This window comes from Piscinibacter gummiphilus (assembly GCF_002116905.1).
GTDB classification, from domain to species: Bacteria; Pseudomonadota; Gammaproteobacteria; order Burkholderiales; family Burkholderiaceae_C; genus Rhizobacter; species Rhizobacter gummiphilus.
The window spans coordinates 5,677,085-5,697,262 of sequence record NZ_CP015118.1 but is presented as its reverse complement, the minus strand read 5'-3'; the positions used below and the strand labels follow the sequence as shown (position 1 = coordinate 5,697,262).

Sequence of the window (20,178 nt, the reverse complement as noted above, 5' to 3'; positions counted from 1 at the left end):
TTCTTTAACAATTCGTAGAGTCAAATCAGAAGATCGTCGGCGGAAAGCTTCCTCCTGGAAGCACCGTGCCGTCGGCGAATCGTTTTTGATTGCGTCAACAACAATTCAACTCGAAAGAGTTTGAATCGGCATAACGCGAATTACTCAATAAACAGTCCTTGACGATGTCACAACAGCGTGGCGTCAAAGTTATAGGGTCAAGTGACTAAGTGCATGTGGTGGATGCCTTGGCGATTACAGGCGATGAAGGACGTGATAGCCTGCGATAAGCTTCGGGGAGCTGGCAAATTAGCTTTGATCCGGAGATTTCCGAATGGGGAAACCCACCCGCAAGGGTATCGCATACTGAATACATAGGTATGCGAGGCGAACCGAGTGAACTGAAACATCTCAGTAGCTCGAGGAAAAGACATCAACCGAGATTCCGAAAGTAGTGGCGAGCGAAATCGGAAGAGCCTGCACGTTTTAGCACTCCTGATATCAGAACGGAATGGAAAGTCCGGCCATAGTGGGTGATAGCCCCGTATGAAAAATCTAGAGTGTGGAACTAGGCGTGCGACAAGTAGGGCGGGACACGTGTAATCCTGTCTGAATATGGGGGGACCATCCTCCAAGGCTAAATACTCGTAATCGACCGATAGTGAACTAGTACCGTGAGGGAAAGGCGAAAAGAACCCCGGGAGGGGAGTGAAATAGATCCTGAAACCGCATGCATACAAACAGTCGGAGCCTGGAAACGGGTGACGGCGTACCTTTTGTATAATGGGTCAGCGACTTACATTCAGTGGCAAGGTTAACCGAATAGGGAAGCCGTAGAGAAATCGAGTCCGAATAGGGCGTTCAGTCGCTGGGTGTAGACCCGAAACCAAGTGATCTATCCATGGCCAGGATGAAGGTGCCGTAACAGGTACTGGAGGTCCGAACCGACTAGTGTTGCAAAACTAGCGGATGAGCTGTGGATAGGGGTGAAAGGCTAAACAAACTTGGAAATAGCTGGTTCTCTCCGAAAACTATTTAGGTAGTGCCTCAAGTATTACCATCGGGGGTAGAGCACTGTTATGGCTAGGGGGTCATGGCGACTTACCAAACCATTGCAAACTCCGAATACCGATGAGTACAGCTTGGGAGACAGTGCACCGGGTGCTAACGTCCGGACACAAGAGGGAAACAACCCAGACCGCCAGCTAAGGTCCCCAAAATTGGCTAAGTGGGAAACGAAGTGGGAAGGCTAAAACAGTCAGGATGTTGGCTTAGAAGCAGCCATCATTTAAAGAAAGCGTAATAGCTCACTGATCGAGTCGTCCTGCGCGGAAGATGTAACGGGGCTAAGCCAGTTACCGAAGCTGCGGATGCACAGCAATGTGCGTGGTAGGAGAGCGTTCTGTAGGCCTGTGAAGGTGGCTTGTGAAGGCTGCTGGAGGTATCAGAAGTGCGAATGCTGACATGAGTAGCGTTAAAGGGGGTGAAAAGCCCCCTCGCCGAAAGCGCAAGGTTTCCTACGCAACGTTCATCGGCGTAGGGTGAGTCGGCCCCTAAGGCGAGGCAGAGATGCGTAGCTGATGGGAAACAGGTCAATATTCCTGTACCGATATGTAGTGCGATGTGGGGACGGAGAAGGTTAACTCAGCCGGGTGTTGGATGTCCCGGTTCAAGCGTGTAGTCGTGCCCCTTAGGCAAATCCGGGGGGATTAGATGAGGCGTGATAACGAGGCGGCTTGCCGCTGAAGTGAGTGATACCCTGCTTCCAGGAAAAGCCACTAAGCTCCAGCTACATACGACCGTACCGCAAACCGACACTGGTGCGCGAGATGAGTATTCTAAGGCGCTTGAGAGAACTCTGGAGAAGGAACTCGGCAAATTGACACCGTAACTTCGGAAGAAGGTGTGCCTTTAGTAGGTGAACCATTTACTTGGGGAGCCCGATAAGGCCGCAGAGAATCGGTGGCTGCAACTGTTTATTAAAAACACAGCACTCTGCAAAGACGAAAGTCGACGTATAGGGTGTGACTCCTGCCCGGTGCTGGAAGATTAAATGATGGGGTGCAAGCTCTTGACTGAAGTCCCAGTAAACGGCGGCCGTAACTATAACGGTCCTAAGGTAGCGAAATTCCTTGTCGGGTAAGTTCCGACCTGCACGAATGGAGTAATGATGGCCACACTGTCTCCTCCAGAGACTCAGCGAAGTTGAAATGTTTGTGATGATGCAATCTCCCCGCGGAAAGACGGAAAGACCCCATGAACCTTTACTGTAGCTTTACATTGGACTTTGAACAGATCTGTGTAGGATAGGTGGGAGGCTTTGAAGCGGTGCCGCTAGGTGTCGTGGAGCCAACGTTGAAATACCACCCTGGTGTGTTTGAGGTTCTAACCTTGGCCCGTTATCCGGGTTGGGGACAGTGTATGGTGGGCAGTTTGACTGGGGCGGTCTCCTCCCAAAGCGTAACGGAGGAGTTCGAAGGTACGCTAGGCACGGTCGGAAATCGTGCTGATAGTGCATAGGCATAAGCGTGCTTGACTGCGAGACTGACAAGTCGAGCAGGTACGAAAGTAGGACTAAGTGATCCGGTGGTTCTGTATGGAAGGGCCATCGCTCAACGGATAAAAGGTACTCTGGGGATAACAGGCTGATACCGCCCAAGAGTTCATATCGACGGCGGTGTTTGGCACCTCGATGTCGGCTCATCTCATCCTGGGGCTGTAGCCGGTCCCAAGGGTATGGCTGTTCGCCATTTAAAGAGGTACGTGAGCTGGGTTTAAAACGTCGTGAGACAGTTTGGTCCCTATCTTCCGTGGGCGCTGCAAGATTGAGAGAGCCTGCTCCTAGTACGAGAGGACCGGAGTGGACGCACCTCTGGTGTATCGGTTGTCACGCCAGTGGCATTGCCGAGTAGCTAAGTGCGGAAGAGATAACCGCTGAAAGCATCTAAGCGGGAAACTCGTCTCAAGATAAGTCTTGCCGGGGCCTTGAGCCCCCTGAAGAGTCGTTCGAGACCAGGACGTTGATAGGCTGGGTGTGGAAGCGCAGTAATGCGTTAAGCTAACCAGTACTAATTGCTCGTGAGGCTTGACCCTATAACTTTGATGGATCCACAGCGATCGTCAAAGATTGAGTGCTTCGGTGCTTGCCACCGTCGCCACGTTATGCCATAATCGTTGGCTTGGCGTAATCAAGAACACTTCTGATTGCAGCAGAGAGAGCGAAAGCCACTCTGCAGACTCTACGAATTGGCTGCCCTGGCCACAGGCCACGGCAGCGAACGGTTAAGCCTGATGACCATAGCGAGGTGGTCCCACTCCTTCCCATCCCGAACAGGACAGTGAAACGCCTCAGCGCCGATGATAGTGCGGATTCCCGTGTGAAAGTAGGACATCGTCAGGCTATTAATTGCAAAGCCCTCGTCACGGCGTGACGAGGGCTTTTGCTTCCAACCTTATTGCACCAGGACGTGCCATAAGGTTGTAGGCAAAGCAGCGAAAGCTGCCCTGCAATGCTCTTTAAAAATTAACAGCCGATAAGTGTGGGCGTTTGAAGGCGAGTGCCAAGAGTCTCTGACTCGAGGTCTCATGGACCTTAAACGCTCATGGAAGTGAAGTTCACTTCAATTCTTTGAGCAAAATTATCAAGATCGAACTGAAGAGTTTGATCCTGGCTCAGATTGAACGCTGGCGGCATGCCTTACACATGCAAGTCGAACGGCAGCACGGGAGCAATCCTGGTGGCGAGTGGCGAACGGGTGAGTAATATATCGGAACGTGCCCAGTAGTGGGGGATAGCCCGGCGAAAGCCGGATTAATACCGCATACGACCTACGGGTGAAAGCGGGGGATCGCAAGACCTCGCGCTATTGGAGCGGCCGATATCAGATTAGCTAGTTGGTGGGGTAAAGGCCTACCAAGGCGACGATCTGTAGCTGGTCTGAGAGGACGACCAGCCACACTGGGACTGAGACACGGCCCAGACTCCTACGGGAGGCAGCAGTGGGGAATTTTGGACAATGGGCGCAAGCCTGATCCAGCCATGCCGCGTGTGGGAAGAAGGCCTTCGGGTTGTAAACCACTTTTGTCAGGGAAGAAACGGCTCTTACTAATATTAGGAGCTAATGACGGTACCTGAAGAATAAGCACCGGCTAACTACGTGCCAGCAGCCGCGGTAATACGTAGGGTGCAAGCGTTAATCGGAATTACTGGGCGTAAAGCGTGCGCAGGCGGCTATGCAAGACAGATGTGAAATCCCCGGGCTCAACCTGGGAACTGCATTTGTGACTGCATGGCTAGAGTACGGTAGAGGGGGATGGAATTCCGCGTGTAGCAGTGAAATGCGTAGATATGCGGAGGAACACCGATGGCGAAGGCAATCCCCTGGACCTGTACTGACGCTCATGCACGAAAGCGTGGGGAGCAAACAGGATTAGATACCCTGGTAGTCCACGCCCTAAACGATGTCAACTGGTTGTTGGACGGCTTGCTGTTCAGTAACGAAGCTAACGCGTGAAGTTGACCGCCTGGGGAGTACGGCCGCAAGGTTGAAACTCAAAGGAATTGACGGGGACCCGCACAAGCGGTGGATGATGTGGTTTAATTCGATGCAACGCGAAAAACCTTACCTACCCTTGACATGCCAGGAACTTACCAGAGATGGTTTGGTGCTCGAAAGAGAACCTGGACACAGGTGCTGCATGGCCGTCGTCAGCTCGTGTCGTGAGATGTTGGGTTAAGTCCCGCAACGAGCGCAACCCTTATCATTAGTTGCTACGCAAGGGCACTCTAATGAGACTGCCGGTGACAAACCGGAGGAAGGTGGGGATGACGTCAGGTCATCATGGCCCTTATGGGTAGGGCTACACACGTCATACAATGGCCGGTACAGAGGGCTGCCAACCCGCGAGGGGGAGCTAATCTCAGAAAACCGGTCGTAGTCCGGATCGTAGTCTGCAACTCGACTGCGTGAAGTCGGAATCGCTAGTAATCGCGGATCAGCTTGCCGCGGTGAATACGTTCCCGGGTCTTGTACACACCGCCCGTCACACCATGGGAGCGGGTTCTGCCAGAAGTAGTTAGCCTAACCGCAAGGAGGGCGATTACCACGGCAGGGTTCGTGACTGGGGTGAAGTCGTAACAAGGTAGCCGTATCGGAAGGTGCGGCTGGATCACCTCCTTTCTGGAAATTGCACTCAAATTCTTGCGCCCACGCTTATCGGCTGTGATTCACAACAGTGTGAAATGTGAGCCGGCAACGCAACCTGGCGCTGGTCAGGCCCTTGGCGCTTCACTAGAAGAATGCAGGGTCTGTAGCTCAGTCGGTTAGAGCACCGTCTTGATAAGGCGGGGGTCGTTGGTTCGAATCCAACCAGACCCACCAATGTTCAATTGGGGGATTAGCTCAGCTGGGAGAGCACCTGCTTTGCAAGCAGGGGGTCGTCGGTTCGATCCCGTCATCCTCCACCATTCTCACCACGATAGAAATTCGTCGTTGACTCAAGTGCCTGCAGGGCGTTTGAGTCAGCGATTCGAAAGAATCGGCTGTTGTTCTTTAACAATTCGTAGAGTCAAATCAGAAGATCGTCGGCGGAAAGCTTCCTCCTGGAAGCACCGTGCCGTCGGCGAATCGTTTTTGATTGCGTCAACAACAATTCAACTCGAAAGAGTTTGAATCGGCATAACGCGAATTACTCAATAAACAGTCCTTGACGATGTCACAACAGCGTGGCGTCAAAGTTATAGGGTCAAGTGACTAAGTGCATGTGGTGGATGCCTTGGCGATTACAGGCGATGAAGGACGTGATAGCCTGCGATAAGCTTCGGGGAGCTGGCAAATTAGCTTTGATCCGGAGATTTCCGAATGGGGAAACCCACCCGCAAGGGTATCGCATACTGAATACATAGGTATGCGAGGCGAACCGAGTGAACTGAAACATCTCAGTAGCTCGAGGAAAAGACATCAACCGAGATTCCGAAAGTAGTGGCGAGCGAAATCGGAAGAGCCTGCACGTTTTAGCACTCCTGATATCAGAACGGAATGGAAAGTCCGGCCATAGTGGGTGATAGCCCCGTATGAAAAATCTAGAGTGTGGAACTAGGCGTGCGACAAGTAGGGCGGGACACGTGTAATCCTGTCTGAATATGGGGGGACCATCCTCCAAGGCTAAATACTCGTAATCGACCGATAGTGAACTAGTACCGTGAGGGAAAGGCGAAAAGAACCCCGGGAGGGGAGTGAAATAGATCCTGAAACCGCATGCATACAAACAGTCGGAGCCTGGAAACGGGTGACGGCGTACCTTTTGTATAATGGGTCAGCGACTTACATTCAGTGGCAAGGTTAACCGAATAGGGAAGCCGTAGAGAAATCGAGTCCGAATAGGGCGTTCAGTCGCTGGGTGTAGACCCGAAACCAAGTGATCTATCCATGGCCAGGATGAAGGTGCCGTAACAGGTACTGGAGGTCCGAACCGACTAGTGTTGCAAAACTAGCGGATGAGCTGTGGATAGGGGTGAAAGGCTAAACAAACTTGGAAATAGCTGGTTCTCTCCGAAAACTATTTAGGTAGTGCCTCAAGTATTACCATCGGGGGTAGAGCACTGTTATGGCTAGGGGGTCATGGCGACTTACCAAACCATTGCAAACTCCGAATACCGATGAGTACAGCTTGGGAGACAGTGCACCGGGTGCTAACGTCCGGACACAAGAGGGAAACAACCCAGACCGCCAGCTAAGGTCCCCAAAATTGGCTAAGTGGGAAACGAAGTGGGAAGGCTAAAACAGTCAGGATGTTGGCTTAGAAGCAGCCATCATTTAAAGAAAGCGTAATAGCTCACTGATCGAGTCGTCCTGCGCGGAAGATGTAACGGGGCTAAGCCAGTTACCGAAGCTGCGGATGCACAGCAATGTGCGTGGTAGGAGAGCGTTCTGTAGGCCTGTGAAGGTGGCTTGTGAAGGCTGCTGGAGGTATCAGAAGTGCGAATGCTGACATGAGTAGCGTTAAAGGGGGTGAAAAGCCCCCTCGCCGAAAGCGCAAGGTTTCCTACGCAACGTTCATCGGCGTAGGGTGAGTCGGCCCCTAAGGCGAGGCAGAGATGCGTAGCTGATGGGAAACAGGTCAATATTCCTGTACCGATATGTAGTGCGATGTGGGGACGGAGAAGGTTAACTCAGCCGGGTGTTGGATGTCCCGGTTCAAGCGTGTAGTCGTGCCCCTTAGGCAAATCCGGGGGGATTAGATGAGGCGTGATAACGAGGCGGCTTGCCGCTGAAGTGAGTGATACCCTGCTTCCAGGAAAAGCCACTAAGCTCCAGCTACATACGACCGTACCGCAAACCGACACTGGTGCGCGAGATGAGTATTCTAAGGCGCTTGAGAGAACTCTGGAGAAGGAACTCGGCAAATTGACACCGTAACTTCGGAAGAAGGTGTGCCTTTAGTAGGTGAACCATTTACTTGGGGAGCCCGATAAGGCCGCAGAGAATCGGTGGCTGCAACTGTTTATTAAAAACACAGCACTCTGCAAAGACGAAAGTCGACGTATAGGGTGTGACTCCTGCCCGGTGCTGGAAGATTAAATGATGGGGTGCAAGCTCTTGACTGAAGTCCCAGTAAACGGCGGCCGTAACTATAACGGTCCTAAGGTAGCGAAATTCCTTGTCGGGTAAGTTCCGACCTGCACGAATGGAGTAATGATGGCCACACTGTCTCCTCCAGAGACTCAGCGAAGTTGAAATGTTTGTGATGATGCAATCTCCCCGCGGAAAGACGGAAAGACCCCATGAACCTTTACTGTAGCTTTACATTGGACTTTGAACAGATCTGTGTAGGATAGGTGGGAGGCTTTGAAGCGGTGCCGCTAGGTGTCGTGGAGCCAACGTTGAAATACCACCCTGGTGTGTTTGAGGTTCTAACCTTGGCCCGTTATCCGGGTTGGGGACAGTGTATGGTGGGCAGTTTGACTGGGGCGGTCTCCTCCCAAAGCGTAACGGAGGAGTTCGAAGGTACGCTAGGCACGGTCGGAAATCGTGCTGATAGTGCATAGGCATAAGCGTGCTTGACTGCGAGACTGACAAGTCGAGCAGGTACGAAAGTAGGACTAAGTGATCCGGTGGTTCTGTATGGAAGGGCCATCGCTCAACGGATAAAAGGTACTCTGGGGATAACAGGCTGATACCGCCCAAGAGTTCATATCGACGGCGGTGTTTGGCACCTCGATGTCGGCTCATCTCATCCTGGGGCTGTAGCCGGTCCCAAGGGTATGGCTGTTCGCCATTTAAAGAGGTACGTGAGCTGGGTTTAAAACGTCGTGAGACAGTTTGGTCCCTATCTTCCGTGGGCGCTGCAAGATTGAGAGAGCCTGCTCCTAGTACGAGAGGACCGGAGTGGACGCACCTCTGGTGTATCGGTTGTCACGCCAGTGGCATTGCCGAGTAGCTAAGTGCGGAAGAGATAACCGCTGAAAGCATCTAAGCGGGAAACTCGTCTCAAGATAAGTCTTGCCGGGGCCTTGAGCCCCCTGAAGAGTCGTTCGAGACCAGGACGTTGATAGGCTGGGTGTGGAAGCGCAGTAATGCGTTAAGCTAACCAGTACTAATTGCTCGTGAGGCTTGACCCTATAACTTTGATGGATCCACAGCGATCGTCAAAGATTGAGTGCTTCGGTGCTTGCCACCGTCGCCACGTTATGCCATAATCGTTGGCTTGGCGTAATCAAGAACACTTCTGATTGCAGCAGAGAGAGCGAAAGCCACTCTGCAGACTCTACGAATTGGCTGCCCTGGCCACAGGCCACGGCAGCGAACGGTTAAGCCTGATGACCATAGCGAGGTGGTCCCACTCCTTCCCATCCCGAACAGGACAGTGAAACGCCTCAGCGCCGATGATAGTGCGGATTCCCGTGTGAAAGTAGGACATCGTCAGGCTATTAATTGCAAAGCCCTCGTCACGGCGTGACGAGGGCTTTTTGCTATTGGCCGCGAATATTCAGGCTCCGGGTTTGGCGTCGAGATACTCCGCCTCCTACTGAAACGATATCGAGTATCTGACGGAATCTTCGTGATTGCCGGAATCACCAGATACTCGAGCAGCCGGCCCCGCCGCAGCGCGGCGAAACCGGCTCAGCCCCATCACTTGTCCCGCAACTCCCGCCGCAGAATCTTGCCCACGTTCGTCTTGGGCAGCTCGTTGCGGAATTCGATGACCTTCGGCCGCTTGTAGGCCGTGAAGTTCTCCCGGCAGTACGCCGCCAGCGCGTCTTCGGTCAGCGTGGGGTCGCGCCGCACCACGAACAGCTTCACCGCTTCGCCCGACTTGGTGTCGGGAATGCCCACCGCCGCGCATTCCAGTACGCCGGGATGCAGCGCCACCACCTGCTCGATCTCGTTGGGATAGACGTTGAAGCCGGACACCAGAATCATGTCCTTCTTGCGGTCGACGATCTTGATGAAGCCGGCGTCGTCCATGATGCCGACGTCGCCCGATTTGAAGAAGCCGTCGGCCGTCATGGCCTTGGCGGTTTCGTCCGGACGGTTCCAGTAGCCGGCCATCACCTGCGGGCCGCGGATGCAGATCTCGCCCGCCTCGCCGAACGGCACGTCGTTGCCGTTGTCGTCACGGATGGCGATGTCCGTGGAAGGGACCGGCAGCCCGATGGTGCCCGTGAAGTCGTGGGCATCCAGGCGATTCACGGTGGCCACGGGCGAGGTCTCCGACAGGCCGTAGCCTTCGATGACCGGGCACCCGGTGATCTTGATCCACTTGTCCGCCGTGGCCTGCTGCACCGCCATGCCGCCGCCGTTGGAGATCACCAGCTCCGAGAAGTCGACCTGGCCGATGTCGGGTGAGTGCGCGAGTGCATTGAACAGCGTGTTGACCGCGGGGAACATGTTCACGCGGTGCTTCTTCAGTACCTTGATGAAGCCGGGGATGTCGCGCGGGTTGGCGATCAGGATGTTCATCATCCCCTGGCGCGCACCCAGCATGTAGCACGCCGTCAGCGCGAAGATGTGATACAGCGGCAATGCGCAGACGATCACGATCTGCTTCTCGCCGATCTTGTCCAGCATGGGCGTGAACCACGCTTCGGACTGCAGGATGTTCGCAATGACGTTGCGATGGAGCAGCGTGGCGCCCTTGGAGACGCCCGTGGTGCCACCCGTGTACTGCAAGAAGGCCACGCTGTCGGGCGACAGCGACGGACGCTTGAGCGTGAGGCCGCGGCCGGCGGACACCGCGGCGTTGAACTTGGTGACCGTGCGGCCGTCACCCACAGGCAGGCGGTACGGGGGCACCATCTTGCGCACGTTGCGCACCACGAAGTTGACGAGCACGCCCTTGACGCCCAGCATCTCGCCCATCGAGGCGAGCACCACGTGGCGCACGTTGGTGCGGGTCACCACCTGTTCCAGGGTGGACGCGAAGTTCTCGAGCACGATGATGGCCTCGGCCCCGGAGTCCTTCAACTGGTGCTCGAGTTCGCGTGCCGTGTAGAGCGGATTGACGTTGACCACCACCATGCCGGCGCGCAGGATGGCCGCGATGGCGATCATGTACTGCAGCACGTTGGGCATCATGATGGCCACGCGCGCGCCGGGCACCAGGCCCTTCGACTGCAGCCAGGCCGCGAGCCCCTTCGACCCTTCGTCGATCTCGCGGTAGGTGATCTGCTTGTCCATGCTGTCGGCAGCCGGCCGATCCGCATACTTCTGGAACGACTCCTCGAGCAGGTCGACGAGCGAGCCATAGGCCGTGATGTCGACTTCGGCGGGAACGCCAGGCGGATAACTCTTCAGCCAAGGCTTTTGCATGGGCGGAACTCCAATCAGTCAGGGCACGTTGAAACCGCCGATGTTCGACGGTTCACCCGCGCCCAGCTACGGTAGTTGCACTAGCGAACCGGAGGGTGTCGGCGAGGTGAGACACCCATCACGCCCACCCGAAAGGATGGATGCACGAAAAAAAGGCCCGCACCGGAAGGTGGCGGGCCCTTGTCTCGTGGAGACGACGGTGATGTCAGCGTGTCACCAGTCGGCATCGCTCCGCTTGGACTTCACTGGGGCAGCCGGGCCACCCATGTCGTCGTTCTCGGCCCGGCGTGCGCGCGCAGTCTTCGGCGGCGGTGCATCCGCGGCCGCCACCTGCGAAGAGGCCTTGCGATTCACCGCCTCCCGGACGAGCAGGCCACCCGCGGGCACCTGGTCGATGGCGATGGTCACGGCCTCGAGGTGACCGTACGACAGCGTGGGCGTCACGCGGTCGATGACGACCTCGCAGCACGGCGCTTCGGTGCGGCCGAGCGATTGGCCCGTCTGCGGGTCCTTCAGTTCCGCGCCGAGCGCGATGACCTGGTACCGCGTGCCGACCTTGAGCGCGTTCGCGCCCTGGCTCAGGATGACGGCGTTGCCGTCGCGCGAGACCACGCTGACCGGGAAGCTTGTCGCCATGATCGACGACACCACCTGCTGCACGATGCCGTTCTGGATCGTGGCGAGTGTCTTGTCGCTGTCGACCGTGGCGCCCAGCGTGGTGGGCGCGGTGGCAGGCAGCTGGTCCTGCAGCGAGTTGGCGAGCAGCACCTGCCGCGTCGCCACGTTCACGAGTTTCTGGGACACCGCCCAGCCGCCCGAGTAGCTGACGAGTTCACGGTCGGTCGCGCGCAGCTCGCGGCTGTGGCGCACGTAGCCGAGGTTGCGGATGCGCCCGATCCAGATGAGGTCGGCGCTGAAGGCCTGCCCCAGCTTGCCGAACTGGCTGTTGGGCGTCTGGCCGCTCTCGACCATGTCGAGCTCCTGCTGCACCTCGGCATCGAACTCGCGGTCCAGCACGGCGAAGCGGCCGGACTGCGCGAGGTTCTCGAGCACGCGGGCGCGGATCTCCTGCGCCACCTGGGCCGCGGGCACCGAACGGCCGCCCACGGTGAACGACTTGGCGTCGAAGCGCAGCGGCGCCACGACCAGCTTGATCTTCTTGGCCTCGGCTTCGGGCGGCGTGTACTTCGCCACCTGGGCGTCGATCCACACCTTGTAGACGCCCGAGCTGTCGGGGCCTTCGGCGCTCTCGAGCTTGAAGCCCGTGATGGCGCCGCGCGACTGCTGCTGCACCACGTCGGCGAAGCCCGTGGCGCGGATGTTCGTCTCGCTGTAGGGCGTGGCCACGTCCAGCGCGAACTTGAACTGTTGTGTGCTCAGGTCGACGGCCGTGCCGTTGACCTGGAGGATGGCGGTGCGGATGGCGTCGTTGACGGCGGCCGCCAGCGACTTGCCGGCGCCCGGCGCCCGCGTGGATTGGGTGCCGGTCTTGCCGACATCGAGCCCCGCCACCATCGGGGCGGGAGCCGGCGCCGGCGCAGGGGCCGGCGCCACCGGAGCGACCGCCACCGCACTCGCTGCGGCCGCCGCCGGCGGCGGCGCGTCCTGCTTGTCGCAGGCGGCGAGAACGAGGCAGGCCGCCGCGAACATCAACGGGTACGGTTTCATCATCAGGCGATTCGCTCCGGGTTTCGGGGGACGTCGATCAGAGCGCCGCGGTGGCGTCGGCCGGCACCGGGATGTCGTTGCTCTTCGCGTAGCTGACGGCGTTGCTGAGGGTGCTCGACAGGTTCTTCACGTGGCCCGGGGTGCTGGTCACGATGTAGCGGCCGGCGTTGAGCTTCGAAGCCGCGCCGAGTGCGCCGGTGACGCCACTGCCGGACACCGCGCTCTGGAAGTTGGCGATCGGACCCTTCAGGTTGGCGTACTTGGCGATGCCGCGGCCCAGCAGGCCCAGGCCTTCGCTGAACTTCTTCTTGCCGGCGGCGTCGAGCTTCGTGTTGCCGTCCTTCAGCTTGGCCTGGATTTCCTGCGAGGCTTCGCTCTGCATCGTCTCCGACTGCTCGAGGCTTTCCTTCGTGGCGCCAGCGCCGAGCGCATCGCTCGTGGCCTGCAGCTGGGCGGCGCGATCCTTCAGGCCCACGGCGTCGGCCATCTTCGACTGTGCGGCCAGCACTTCCTTGTCGGCGCCGACGTAGGCGTTGACCAGCTGGTCCTGCTGGGCTGCAGCGTCGGAACTGGAGGCGGAACCGCCCGTGCCGGGAAGCGACGGCAGCTTGAACTGCGCGACGGAGATGGCGGGGGCCGCGAACACGGCGGCGACGGCGAGGGCGAGCAGCTTGCGGTTGATCATCGAAATAACTCCTGCGGAATGAATCGAGTGGAAGGGAAGAAACGGGGGAACGTGCTCAGCGCACACCCACGTTGTTGATCTGGCTCACCAGTTCACGGGCGGCGCTGTCGGCCGCCAACTTAAGCGCGTTGGTCTGCGCGACGGCCTCGGTCGGGCCCGTGCCGGCGAACTGGACGGGGCCCACCGACGAGACGACCTTCGGGAAGCGCGAGTTCAGGTCGAGGATCTTGCCCGAGACCGTCACGTACACGCGCACGAGGCCGGTGGCCGGATCCTGGTCCTTCGTGCCCACGTCGAGCGTGCCCAGCGCGAGGTAGGGGATCTCGGCGTTCTTCAGGCCCTGGGCCGTGTTGCGCAGCGTCTCGGGGCTCAGGTCGTTGCCGGTTTCGTAGTCGCGTTCGATCGACTTCACGCTCAGCAGGCCCTTCGATTGCGGCTCGACGTAGGCGGCCTCGACGACGTCGAAGCCGGCCTTGGCGAACACGCCCGTGAACTGCGAGTTCAGGCTCTGCGCGGGGATCAGGCGCCACGTGGTGTCATCCGACTTCTGCGTGGAGCTGCCGCCGGTCTCGGCGGTGATGGAGCGCTGGGCCGACGCGTTGTACGAACGGTCGACGGCGGTGGAGGTCTTCACGCTGCTGCCACCGACACGTTCCGATTCGGCGGTCTTCTCGCGGGCCTGCATGGCGCCGGAGGCATCGGCACGCACTTCGGCGCGCTTGACGACGCGGGCGTCGTAGGCCTTCACGGAGGCGACCTGGCGCGCCATGAAGACGAAGGTCAGCGGCGACTTGTTGCCGGCCGGCGTGCTGCCGATGGCCGAGTTGGCCTTCAGCGTGTTGCGCAGGCGCGCGACGTTCAGTTCGATGCGGACGACGGCGTTGTACTGCTTCTTGTCCGGCATGTCCTGGTCGCTGATCAGCGTGGCGCTGAGCACGAACTTGTCGAGGTTCTCGAGGACCTTGTCGCGCACGTTGTCGAAGTTGGCGCTGTCGGCCTCGCCGCTCTCGGCGTAGTAGCGCTCGACGGCCTTGACCTGGGCTTCCTTGAACGCGCGGTCCTTGTCTTCGGGCGTGAGCTTGCGCTCGTAGCGAACGGTGGCCGAGCCCTTGGCGTTTTCGACCTGCGCGAACGCGAACTGCATGCCGAAGGCGAGCAGGGCGATCAGGAGTGTGCGGATTACTTGCATGATTGGAGAACCGTCTTGGTGGCAGAAATCTGGGCGTTGATGTCGGAGGCGGTGACGGCGGACTTGACCCACGGGTCGTCCTTGCCACCCAGTACCGAGGTGAACTTCGAGAACAGGCTGCGGAGCGACACCGAGTACGACGGGAAGTCGTCGATCTCGCTTTGCGTGGCGGGCACGAGCTTGACCTCGCCGTTCTTGATCTTCGCGTCGAGGTACGAGCGGCCCGAGACCGGCTCGACGAGCTTGAGGTCGACGAAGCTGCCGTACACGTAGCTCGCGCCGGCGGCGGATTCGCCGGTCTTCACGCGTTTGAACTGGGTCAGGTCCACCGAGAACACGTAGTCGGCCTCGGGGATCTTCAGGTTGAACACCGTGCCGTCGGCGAACCGCATGGCCATCGTGTTGCCGATGGCGTAGCCCTTGGCATAGGGCAGCACCGGCACGCCGGCGCGGGTGGCGATCATCTCGCTCAACTGGTCGGCCAGCCACGTCTCGGCCGTGGTGGGCGTGGCCTTGAAGGCCTCGGGCAGTTCGTTGCGGGCCTCGGGCGAGATCGACACCTTGCCCACCTGCAGGAAGCGCGGCACGTGTTCCGGCAGCGTGGCCACGGACAGCTGCGACGCGAAGCGCTGCAGCAGGCCGGCCTTGTCGCCGTCGCCGAGGAACAGCTTGCGCACGCGGTCGTCGAGCACGGCATCGCTCGGCGGCGCGCCCAGCACGTCGAGGTAGGCGACGGTGATGGGGTACGAGCGCAGGATGGTCATCGACTTGAAGTCGAAGAACAGCGCCTGGCCGCGCAGGTTGATGAACAGCTTGTAGAGGCCGCCGAAGCGCTCGTACGAGACCGTCTCGCTGGTCATCACCATCGAGACCGCGACGGCCTGATCACGCCCCTTGAGCTGCGCGAGTTCGCCCTGCTGCAGCGTGAAGTTGTCGATCTTCGTGGAGGCGAGCATCTGGCCCAGCACCTTGTCGGTGGTGGCGCCCTGCGCGGCCATGGCCTGGTTGAAGCGCTGCGTGTAGGGGAAGCGCGCGGCGATCGACTGCGCGTCGCCGGAGTACGAGAACCCGGCGAGCGAAACCGTGGCGGCGAACGCGGGGGCGCCGACGAACGCAAGCAAGGTGAACAAGAGCTGCCTCAAGGGAGATCCTTCGAGATGAGTGGGAGAAAGAAAGAGAAGAAACGGAGCGGGGCCCGACCCGCTGGGCGGCGCGGAATTTTCACACCGGCACCCGGGACACGGCGGCACCCGAAAGCGGGGGTCTTTGTAAGTGGTTGTTCGGCGCGGGGAACCTCCGGGCCGCTGCTAGCATCGCGCGGATGATCGCCCGCCTGCAGCGCTTCGTGACCCTCGGTCTCCTGGCCTTCGTGTCCGGCTGGGCCGCGATGGCGATCGCGCTGGGCCAGGGCCGATGGGCCTGGGTCGGCACCGCACTGGTCGTGGGCGGCTACCTGCTGGTCATGGGGTTCGAGATGGTGCTCGCGGCCTGGGTGCACGGCGACGACCCCGCGCCCCGGCCCACGTTCGGCCAGCGACTGCGCGCCTGGTTCGGCGAGGTCACCACGTCGCCCCGTGTGTTCTGCTGGTTGCAGCCGTTCCGTTCCACGGTGCAGCCCGACTGGCTGCCGGCCGATGCAGCGGCGCGCGGTGTCGTGCTCGTGCACGGCTTCGTCTGCAACCGCGGCTTCTGGAACGACTGGATGCCCCGGCTCGCCGCACGCGGCATCCCGCACGTGGCCGTGGACCTCGAGCCCGCGTTCTGCCCCATCACGACCTACGCCGAGGTCGTGGGCGCGGCGGTGCGGCGCGTGCACCAGGCCACCGGCCGGGAGCCCGTGATCGTGGCCCACAGCATGGGGGGCCTCGCGGTGCGCGCATGGATGGCGGCTGGCGGCCGCGGCGTGCACCGCGTGATCACCATCGCCAGCCCGCACCATGGCACGTGGGCCGCGCGCTTCAGCACCACCGAAAACGCGGGTGACATGCGACAGGACAGCGGCCTGCTCGGCCGCCTCGCCGCGGCCGAAACGCCGGAGTTGCTCGCACGCTTCACGTGCTTCTACAGCCACTGCGACAACATCGTCTTCCCGCCGTCCACGGCGACGCTCGATGGCGCCGACAACCGCCACGTGCCCGCGATGGCACACGTCCACCTCGCCGGCCATCCGGACGTGTTCGAGGAAACCGTGCGCTGGGCGCGCGACGGGGTGGGGTCGTAGCGGAGACTGCGGGTTCACGCCGACGAGTGTCGAGCGCACCCCCGAGCCGGACAATCACCCCGAGGAGGGGCGACACCACACTCGCGGGGGCTCATTCGTCGACTTTGTTCACGAACTGCAGCGCTGCGTCGGGGGAGAGGTTGAGCAGTTGTGCGATCTCCGTGATGTCGTCGGGCACGGCGGGGTTGTCCCAGCCCTCGGCCGTGTGGCGCGCGAGCCGGATCGCGAGCACCACGCTCTGCACGCTCGGGTGCCGCGCCTGGCGGTCGTCGGTGATGCGGATCAGCAGGTCGGGCAGCGCCCAGGCCTTCATCAGTTCGTGCTGCAGGTCGGCGAGCGTGATGTTCAGCACCGACTGCTGCGCGGCCGCGGACCGAAGCGCAGGATCGGCCTGCTGCATCGCACGGATGCGCAGGGCGAGCGACGGGGCGTGGCACCACAGCAGCATCTCGGCGAAGTCGTGCAGCAGCGCGGCTTCGTGGATCACCGCGGCATCGAGGTCCATGCGGTGCACCGCGAAGGCGAACGCGAAACGCGACGCGCGGTGGACCCGGCGCAGCACGTGGTTCACCCCTTCCAGTGCCCCGTCGACGGGCGCCAGGCGGTCCTCCACCGTGGGCTGCGGGCCGAAGGTGTTGAAGAACGGGGAGATGCCCATCATCACGATGGCGGCGGTGACGGTCTCCACGTCCGTGACGCGGCGCTCGGGTCGGTGCGTGGCCGCGTGCGCGAGGATCTTGAGCGTCATCAGCGGGTCGTGGGCCACCATCTCGCCGATGAGGTTCGCGTCGACGTCGTCCTCGTTCGCGCGCATCGCCTCCAGCGCGTCGGCCGTGTCCGCCAGCACCGGCATCTCGGCCTTGCGGAACCACGCCACCCAGGCGTCGAGGTTCGGCAGGGCGGTGTCCAGCGGGGCGGGGGCGAGCGGGCTCATGGTGCGGACGGAGGCGAGGTCGTCACTTCGGATATCGGTGCGCCGCGCCGCGCTTGAATCAGGGTTTACCCAGGGCGGCCTTCACGTCCAGCCCCACCTTGCGGTTGACGAACTGCAGCGTGGCCACCTTCGACACGTCGACCTCACCGGGCTTGTAGAGGCCGGCCTTCACCATCTGCGTGTAGAAGTCCTGGATGCGCGCGGTGTTCATCGCGCCGATGCCCTGCGTGAGCGACTGGCCCGAGTCGACGATGCCCTGCTGCTTCATCAGCGCGACGGACGCCTCGAGCTCCTCGATGGTCATCTCGGGGTTGTCCTTCAGCATCAGCGCGTTGGCGGCGCGGCGGTCACCGTAGAGGTAGTTCACCCAGCCGAGGATGGACCCGTCGACGAACCGCTTCACGAGGTCGGGCTTGTCGCGCACGGTGGCCGTGCGGGCCTCGATGACGGTGGAGTAGGTGCTGAAGCCGTGGTCCGCCAGCAGGTGCACCACCGGCTTGAACTTGCCCTGGTTCTGCACATAGATGGGCTCGGCCACCGAGTAGCCTTGCTGGATGGCCTTGGGGTTCGAGAGGAACGGGCCCAGGTTGTAGTTGTAGGGCTTGAGCGCCTCGTCGCGGAAGCCGTGCGTGACCTTGAGCCACTGCCACCAGCTGAACTGGCCGTCCTTCGCGATCAGCGCCACCGGCGCGTTCTTCAGCGACTCGAAGGACTCGTAGCCCTGGCCCGGGTGGGCGATCAGCGCCTGCGGGTCCTTCTGGAACATCGCGGCCACCACGATGGTGGGCACGCCGTTCTTCACGTTGTCGAAGCTGTGCAGCAGGTTGCCGGTCATCAGGAAGTCGATGCGGCCGGCCGGCAGCAGCGGCCGGTTGTTCACCTGCGGGCCGCCCGGCACCAGGGTCACGTCGAGGCCGAGCTTCTGGTAGGTGCCGTCGGCGATGGCCTGGTAGAAGCCGCCGTGGGCGGCCTGCGCCTTCCAGTTCGTGGCGAAGGTGACCTTGTCGGCGGCGGCGGCGGTGCCGCACAGCGCGGCGAGGCGAGGGCGATCAGGGACCAGCGGGGCAGGGCGGTCATTGCAGGCGGACTCCAGGGAGGGACAGGTTCAGTTCGGCGACCCCGTGGGGTGCCAGCGGCCGAGCAGCGCGTGGGACAGGCGGTCGAACAGCCAGAAGATCGCGACCCCGGTCAGCACGAGCAGCACGAGCGCGGCGAACATCTTCGGCGTTTCGGTGCGGAAGCTCGCCTCGAGGATGCGTGAGGCGAGCCCGGTTTCACGGCCTGCCGCGCCGGCCACCATCTCGGCCGTCACGGCCCCGATCAGGCTCAGGCCGCCGGAGATTTTCAGCCCGGCCGCGAAGTAGGGCAAGGCCGTCGGCACGAGCAGCAGGCGCAGCCGCTGCCAGGGCGTCGCGCGGTACAGCCGGAACAGGTCGCGGTGGCCCGGTTCGGCCGCACGCAGGCCCAGCACGGTGTTCGACAGGATCGGAAAGAACGCGGTGATCCACGTGCACAGCAGCAGCGCGGCCGTGGTGCTCTCGACGTAGATCAGGATCAGCGGCGCCACGGCCACCACGGGCGTCACCTGCAGCATCACCGCCACGGGCAGGAACGCGCGTTCGAGCGGCCGCGACAGCGCGAACACGCTCGCCACCAGCACCCCGCCGGCCACGGCCAGGGCCAGCGCGCCGAACGTGATCTTGAGCGTGAACCACCAGCTGCCGGCGAGCGAGGCGGCGTTCGCCCACAGGGTCTGGAGCACGAGCGACGGCGCGGGCAGCGTGTAGTGCGGGATCTCCGCGACCCGTACGAGCACCTCCCAGGCCAGGAGCAGGGCCACCATCACCCCTGCGGGGAGCAGCGCGTCGGTGAGCCGCTTCATGCCGCCGTCGCCGCTTCGAGCGCGTCCGACAGCCGCCGGCACAGTTCGGCGAACCGGGGCGAGGTGCGGAACCCGGGGGGGCGCGGATGCGGCTCGTCGATCTCGACCACGTCGACGATGCGCCCCGGCCGCGCACCCATCACCAGCACCCGCTGGCTCAGGTACACCGCCTCCACCACGCTGTGGGTCACGAACATCACGGCCATCGGCTCGGCCTGCCAGGCCTCGAGCAGCTCGGCGTTCAGGCGCTGGCGGGTGATCTCGTCGAGGGCGGCGAACGGCTCGTCCATCAGCAGCGCCTCGGGCTGCGTCACGCGGGCGCGCGCGATGGCGACGCGCATCTTCATGCCCCCCGACAGTTCCGACGGCATCGCATGAGCGAAGTCGGCCAGCCCCATCGAGGCGAGCAGCGCGCCGATGCGCGGCGCGGCCTCGGCGCGGGACACGCCGGCCAGCCGCAGCGGCAGCCACACGTTGTCGAACACGTCGGCCCAGGGCAGCAGCGTGGCGTCCTGGAAGACGAAACCGGTGCGGGCCTGGCCGGGGTCGCGCCAGGCGGGGGTGTCGACGCGGCCGGCGGTGGGCTGGTCGAGCCCCGCGACGAGCCGCAGCACCGTGCTCTTGCCGCAGCCGGACGGCCCCAGCAGCGAGACGAACTCGCCGGCCCGGACCTCGAGCGAGGCCGACTGCAGTGCCACGGTGCCGGAGGCGAAACGTTTGTCGACGGAGGACAGCGAGATCAGGGCATCGGGCATGGGCGCGAGTGTGCCGCAAGCGGCGGAGGCGCGCGGCTGGTGGACAATTGCGCC

10 protein-coding genes, 2 tRNA genes and 5 rRNA genes are annotated in these 20,178 nt (G+C 61.2%); 8 read left to right on the top strand and 9 right to left on the bottom strand.

Going from position 1 to position 20,178, the window contains the following annotated elements:
- Window positions 1-195 precede the first annotated feature (195 nt).
- The 7 genes from A4W93_RS26075 (at window position 196) to rrf (A4W93_RS26045) (ending at window position 8,906) form a co-directional block, all read left to right on the top strand.
- A 23S ribosomal RNA gene (locus A4W93_RS26075) occupies window positions 196-3,072 on the top strand.
- A gap of 194 nt (window positions 3,073-3,266) precedes the next feature.
- Window positions 3,267-3,379 (top strand): 5S ribosomal RNA (gene rrf, locus A4W93_RS26070).
- Window positions 3,380-3,628: 249 nt separating this feature from the next.
- A 16S ribosomal RNA gene (locus A4W93_RS26065) occupies window positions 3,629-5,159 on the top strand.
- A gap of 124 nt (window positions 5,160-5,283) precedes the next feature.
- Window positions 5,284-5,360, top strand: a tRNA-Ile gene (locus tag A4W93_RS26060).
- A gap of 10 nt (window positions 5,361-5,370) precedes the next feature.
- Window positions 5,371-5,446 (top strand) — tRNA-Ala (locus tag A4W93_RS26055).
- 276 nt (window positions 5,447-5,722) lie between these two features.
- Window positions 5,723-8,599, top strand: a 23S ribosomal RNA gene (locus A4W93_RS26050).
- 194 nt (window positions 8,600-8,793) lie between these two features.
- Window positions 8,794-8,906: ribosomal RNA gene (gene rrf, locus A4W93_RS26045) — 5S ribosomal RNA — on the top strand.
- The 16S, 23S and 5S rRNA genes sit together here with 2 tRNA genes alongside, the layout of an rRNA operon.
- Window positions 8,907-9,110: 204 nt before the next feature.
- Here the strand turns inward: rrf (A4W93_RS26045) and A4W93_RS26040 are convergent.
- The 5 genes from A4W93_RS26040 to A4W93_RS26020 form a co-directional block, all read right to left on the bottom strand.
- Window positions 9,111-10,790: a long-chain-fatty-acid--CoA ligase gene (locus tag A4W93_RS26040; protein WP_085753389.1), complete on the bottom strand. Its 1,680-nt coding sequence runs from the start codon at window positions 10,788-10,790 to the stop codon at window positions 9,111-9,113.
- Window positions 10,791-11,003: 213 nt separating this feature from the next.
- The gene (locus tag A4W93_RS26035; RefSeq protein WP_085753388.1) at window positions 11,004-12,461 is read right to left on the bottom strand and encodes a CsgG/HfaB family protein; all 1,458 of its coding nucleotides are present in this window, start codon (window positions 12,459-12,461) and stop codon (window positions 11,004-11,006) included.
- A 34-nt stretch (window positions 12,462-12,495) separates the two neighbouring features.
- Window positions 12,496-13,143 (bottom strand): hypothetical protein, encoded by a 648-nt coding sequence (locus A4W93_RS26030; RefSeq protein ID WP_085753387.1) that lies wholly within the window; start codon window positions 13,141-13,143, stop codon window positions 12,496-12,498.
- A 55-nt stretch (window positions 13,144-13,198) separates the two neighbouring features.
- Window positions 13,199-14,332 (bottom strand): hypothetical protein, encoded by a 1,134-nt coding sequence (locus A4W93_RS26025; protein WP_085753386.1) that lies wholly within the window; start codon window positions 14,330-14,332, stop codon window positions 13,199-13,201.
- Window positions 14,323-15,474, bottom strand: a complete 1,152-nt coding sequence (locus A4W93_RS26020; RefSeq protein ID WP_085753385.1) for a hypothetical protein — start codon at window positions 15,472-15,474, stop codon at window positions 14,323-14,325. Before A4W93_RS26020 ends, A4W93_RS26025 begins: the two co-directional genes overlap by 10 nt.
- A gap of 179 nt (window positions 15,475-15,653) precedes the next feature.
- Here A4W93_RS26020 and A4W93_RS26015 point away from each other — a divergent pair, with 179 nt between their 5' ends.
- On the top strand, window positions 15,654-16,553 hold the full coding sequence (locus tag A4W93_RS26015) for an esterase/lipase family protein (RefSeq protein ID WP_085753384.1): 900 nt from the start codon (window positions 15,654-15,656) through the stop codon (window positions 16,551-16,553).
- A 91-nt stretch (window positions 16,554-16,644) separates the two neighbouring features.
- On the opposite strand, the gene A4W93_RS26010 is transcribed toward A4W93_RS26015, so the two are convergent.
- The 4 genes from A4W93_RS26010 to A4W93_RS25995 form a co-directional block, all read right to left on the bottom strand.
- Window positions 16,645-17,487, bottom strand: coding sequence for an HDOD domain-containing protein (locus A4W93_RS26010; RefSeq protein ID WP_085753383.1), 843 nt, complete (start codon window positions 17,485-17,487; stop codon window positions 16,645-16,647).
- A gap of 58 nt (window positions 17,488-17,545) precedes the next feature.
- Window positions 17,546-18,517, bottom strand: coding sequence for an ABC transporter substrate-binding protein (locus A4W93_RS26005; protein ID WP_257790082.1), 972 nt, complete (start codon window positions 18,515-18,517; stop codon window positions 17,546-17,548).
- Window positions 18,518-18,592: 75 nt separating this feature from the next.
- A complete protein-coding gene (locus tag A4W93_RS26000; protein WP_085753381.1) occupies window positions 18,593-19,369 on the bottom strand; it encodes an ABC transporter permease in 777 nt (258 codons plus the stop codon).
- A complete protein-coding gene (locus A4W93_RS25995; RefSeq protein ID WP_099959993.1) occupies window positions 19,366-20,124 on the bottom strand; it encodes an ABC transporter ATP-binding protein in 759 nt (252 codons plus the stop codon). The genes A4W93_RS26000 and A4W93_RS25995 overlap by 4 nt, the downstream gene beginning before the upstream one ends.
- Between the last annotated feature and the right edge of the window lie 54 nt (window positions 20,125-20,178).

Bases quoted from the DNA above. Each gene is read 5' to 3' on its own strand.
- A4W93_RS26040 (WP_085753389.1), bottom strand. From the start codon at position 10,790: ATGCAAAAGCCTTGGCTGAAGAGTTATCCGCCTGGCGTTCCCGCCGAA.
- A4W93_RS26035 (WP_085753388.1), bottom strand. From the start codon at position 12,461: ATGATGAAACCGTACCCGTTGATGTTCGCGGCGGCCTGCCTCGTTCTC.
- A4W93_RS26030 (WP_085753387.1), bottom strand. From the start codon at position 13,143: ATGATCAACCGCAAGCTGCTCGCCCTCGCCGTCGCCGCCGTGTTCGCG.
- A4W93_RS26025 (WP_085753386.1), bottom strand. From the start codon at position 14,332: ATGCAAGTAATCCGCACACTCCTGATCGCCCTGCTCGCCTTCGGCATG.
- A4W93_RS26015 (WP_085753384.1), top strand. From the start codon at position 15,654: ATGATCGCCCGCCTGCAGCGCTTCGTGACCCTCGGTCTCCTGGCCTTC.
- A4W93_RS26010 (WP_085753383.1), bottom strand. From the start codon at position 17,487: ATGAGCCCGCTCGCCCCCGCCCCGCTGGACACCGCCCTGCCGAACCTC.
- A4W93_RS26000 (WP_085753381.1), bottom strand. From the start codon at position 19,369: ATGAAGCGGCTCACCGACGCGCTGCTCCCCGCAGGGGTGATGGTGGCC.
- A4W93_RS25995 (WP_099959993.1), bottom strand. From the start codon at position 20,124: ATGCCCGATGCCCTGATCTCGCTGTCCTCCGTCGACAAACGTTTCGCC.